The sequence below is a fragment of the Anaerosporobacter sp. genome (genome assembly GCF_965301125.1).
Window position 1 is genome coordinate 784 of the sequence record NZ_CBDLAM010000253.1, and the last position, 3,661, is coordinate 4,444.

At 34.1% G+C, this 3,661-nt stretch carries 5 protein-coding genes; 2 read left to right on the forward strand and 3 right to left on the reverse strand.

What is annotated here, in order from left to right:
* Positions 1-151 precede the first annotated feature (151 nt).
* Entirely contained in the window at positions 152-571 is a 420-nt protein-coding gene (locus tag ACW2QF_RS18055) for a GNAT family N-acetyltransferase (protein WP_455717409.1), read from the reverse strand.
* A gap of 184 nt (positions 572-755) precedes the next feature.
* Positions 756-1,019 carry a CD3324 family protein gene (locus tag ACW2QF_RS18060; RefSeq protein ID WP_455717410.1) on the reverse strand — a complete coding sequence of 88 codons (264 nt, stop codon included), beginning with the start codon at positions 1,017-1,019 and terminating at the stop codon, positions 756-758.
* A 489-nt stretch (positions 1,020-1,508) separates the two neighbouring features.
* Between ACW2QF_RS18060 and ACW2QF_RS18065 the strand changes: the two genes are divergently transcribed.
* Positions 1,509-1,994, forward strand: coding sequence for a GNAT family N-acetyltransferase (locus ACW2QF_RS18065; RefSeq protein WP_455717411.1), 486 nt, complete (start codon positions 1,509-1,511; stop codon positions 1,992-1,994).
* A gap of 143 nt (positions 1,995-2,137) precedes the next feature.
* Here ACW2QF_RS18065 and ACW2QF_RS18070 read toward each other — a convergent pair whose 3' ends face one another.
* Positions 2,138-3,019 carry a hypothetical protein gene (locus ACW2QF_RS18070; RefSeq protein ID WP_455717412.1) on the reverse strand — a complete coding sequence of 294 codons (882 nt, stop codon included), beginning with the start codon at positions 3,017-3,019 and terminating at the stop codon, positions 2,138-2,140.
* A 274-nt stretch (positions 3,020-3,293) separates the two neighbouring features.
* Here ACW2QF_RS18070 and ACW2QF_RS18075 point away from each other — a divergent pair, with 274 nt between their 5' ends.
* A complete protein-coding gene (locus ACW2QF_RS18075; protein WP_455717413.1) occupies positions 3,294-3,509 on the forward strand; it encodes a tyrosine-type recombinase/integrase in 216 nt (71 codons plus the stop codon).
* Positions 3,510-3,661: the final 152 nt, after the last annotated feature.

Sequence of the window (3,661 nt, forward strand, 5' to 3'; positions counted from 1 at the left end):
ATCTAGGTTTTCTCTCAGTTTTTAATTAAGCGCGAGACGAGATTCGAACCAATCCATGCACACAAATTGGTAAAGGTTTGCGATTAGGTTTTTTCTTGATAAGAATCATTTTTTTGACTGCAATCGTCCATAAGATTGTATAAATAAATATCTAAAGGGCTTTTGACATAAACATTTCAAGTGGCTGTTCAAAACCGGGTATGTCAAGCACCAGACAGCCACAGTCTTTATATCCAAGCTTACGATAAAAATGTTGCGCATTTTCATCAACTTGTGTTGATGTCATAATCATTTTATAGCCCTGTTTAGACATTTCATCTTCCCAAAACTCCATAGCTTTTCGGCCATATCCTTTTTTATGATATGAAAAATCTATATAAATCATTGTTAAGAAAGGTGTATTATCCCAAAACATATTGAAGTGCAATATCCCAATCGATTTCTCTTCATCTAGAATAACATATCCTCTTTTATCAGTAACTTTTTTTAGAAATTCTGTCTCTGGCAAGTGCCTGTCAAGTGTATACCAAAATTCTTTATCTTCTTCCTCTACGTATCTTATCTGAAACATGTGTGTTCCCCCTATTCTTTTATTGGGCTCCATTAACTTGTTATTGCTAACACCATTCTATCATAAAAATCTGAATATAGATTATTACAATCATTTTAAATAGATTACAATAAAATAGAGCTTTCACAAAATTGAGAATATTTGTGGTAAGGTAACTCAATTTTGTAAATGCCCTATTCAAGTATTACTTATAATTTTTAAGTATTCGATAAATGGAACTTTCCGATAAATAATGCTCTTTTGATATTTCAACAACTGTTTTTCCGTTTTGAAAATCTTTATAGATTAACCTGTTTCTATTAGCTAATTCATATTTTTGACCAGAAATGCTTCCCCATTCTTTTCGGATATTAATTCCTGGAATGTATAAAAGGCCTTCTGGGATATATTTTCGAATTTCAACCAGTAACTCATCTGGAAAAACATTTAATGCATTTAAATATTTCATTCGGTACTTGCTCCTTATTCTAGTAATTATTTAGAATGCGGATTCTGTACTATTCATGAATGAATTGGCAAATCTATATATACACTCCACACGTATTTGCCTATTACAGAATCGCATGGAGCTTAAGCAAACGTTTATATTTCATTAATCTATCCTCCTCTAATGTGTATAGAATTAAATTTGTTTATCATCATTATACGTTTCTTGATTTGTGCAGTCAATCTTATGGAGGAAAGTGTAATCTCTACACTAATGAGAATGTGTACACCTAATTTCACCGACATGATAACGGTTACTCGTTATTTCTTCGAGTAAACGGTTAAATCATGTCATTTTAAGGATATAACTCAACGGAAAGTTTTAGGGCAAGTTCACCTTGTATAAATTTAGGTAAATCAAGGGATTGCGACATTTTTAATAACAATTTATAATAGATGATAACTGTTATGAATTTTATGAAAATCCAATCGGAAGTTATAGAGGTAGCAAATGAAATACGAAATAAGAGAAATAAAAAAAGAAGAATATGGCTTACTTGAAGACTTTATTTATGAAGCAATTTATATTCCCGAGGGAATGTCCAAGCCATCTAAAGATATAATTCTCATTCCTGAATTGCAGGTTTACATCGAAAATTTTGGAAATAGAAAAGACGATTATGGATTGGTTGTGACAATAAATCAAGAAGTTGTTGGGGCGTTATGGGCAAGAATTATGAATGATTACGGACATATTGATGATAAAACTCCATCATTGGCACTGGCTATACAAGAACCATATCGTGGTAAGGGAATAGGAACAGCCTTATTGAAAGAAATGATAAAAAATCTACAAGAAAAAGGGTATTCTAGCGTATCACTGTCTGTTCAAAAGTCAAATCCAGCATTCAGATTATATAACAGAATTGGTTTTGAAACTATTGGCGAAGTGATGGGGGAAACAGAAGAAGAAATTATTATGCGATATTGTTTATAAAGACAAATTCCGATTTGTGTATAGCCTTGTTTTTCACTCCCTTTCTGTTGTGTTTTTTTGTGAGTATTGGTGATTACACGAAATACAAAAACCCCCAAGCACTTGAAAATTCAAGCTTGGAATTCGTAAGCTTCGTACTATGCTCATTTTGTGTGAATAGGTAGATGAAAATCCAATCTATCAAACTTCCTTAATATATCCAAATTGGATGTAATATTATGAGTACCCCAATAATAATTTCCGATAGCTTGCTCAGCGACACACCATCGTTTGCCATCTGGGTGCGGGTTGTTTTGTTCAAATGCATTTAAGTCTTCCTCTGGTGCTAATTGAATCTCATTTGTATTTTGCAGTGTATTAATAATCGAATCCAGATTTATATCCACGACATGTTTAAGTTCTGGATAATACTTGCTATTTGGCGAACCAACAAAGTACACAGGAAATGGTAACCAAAAGGGCCATGTTACAGGGTCAAACGATTTCACTTCCAAAGATACAGGATCATAATCCGGGACACCATTAAGTAAAATTTGCCCACTCAACTTATACTTGTCTTTTAAAACCACTGCCTTGTGGTAGATATCACTGCTTTCGTCTGCATATTTGAGTATAAAGTCTGAAAGACGCTTGGTTACTCCAATATCAGCTTCCGTGGCTTTCTTTGGGTCGAAATGAAACCATGGCATATGTGCGAAATCATTGTTGCTGGGGATTTCTTGCATTCCCACCCAGCCGTTTTCCAACAAGTATATACCGGAAGCAAGGTATTTGATTATACCCATTATAATCGTATCTTTTGTACTGCTATCATAATCGCTTGTCGTGTCCAAATAATCTAATGCTATGCATACCGTATAGGGGGAAGAATTAGGGTTCCAATTATTACACTCAATGTTGTATCCAAAACCGCCATCCTCATTTTGATAGCTGGACAGAACCGAAAGGAAATCCTCACAGCTCCCATTCTCAAAAAGATATTTCCACTTGGTAAAGTCAAGCGGTCTTGGATTGCTATAAACCAATTTTCTTAATCTTATAAATTAATCTATAAATAATTTTTTCAAGGTCATTACCCCCATGTATTATATAAATAATCTTCGTTACAAAATCATAATACCATATTGACAAAAATAAACAACTAAATTTTCCCAATAATCTGTGTACACCTTTTATAAATATGTATCTCCTACACTTCCTAAATTGTGTAGACCTTCTTTATTCTTCTTACTGATACAGCAAAGGAAATCATACAAAAACCAAAGAGCTTAATCCTGGTGGTAATTTATCTTTGAAAGAATTGGTGAGCGGCTAACTGCAAGAGCAGTAACTTATTGGCTTAGTAAGTATTGCAGAGATGCAGGAGTTACATATAAAAGTCCTCATTGCACAAGAAGGACTACTACAAGCCGATTGAGCACAGCAGGAATGCCACTTGAAATGATTCGTGATAACCTCGGTCAGGTCGATGAAAAGACTACTCTTAGCTATATTTACGATCCAAACACGGAATAAGAGAACCTAAATATCATGAAAAAGAACAAAAAAACTATTGCACATACGTCACACATATCAGCACAACAAAAAATCCCTTGAAAATCAAGGGATTTAGCAAGCACGAGACGGGATTCGAACCCGCGACCCTCGCCTTGGGAAGGCAAACAACA

Coding starts and splice junctions, on each gene's coding strand:
- ACW2QF_RS18055 (WP_455717409.1), bottom strand. CDS start 571: ATGTTTCAGATAAGATACGTAGAGGAAGAAGATAAAGAATTTTGGTAT.
- ACW2QF_RS18060 (WP_455717410.1), bottom strand. CDS start 1,019: ATGAAATATTTAAATGCATTAAATGTTTTTCCAGATGAGTTACTGGTT.
- ACW2QF_RS18065 (WP_455717411.1), top strand. CDS start 1,509: ATGAAATACGAAATAAGAGAAATAAAAAAAGAAGAATATGGCTTACTT.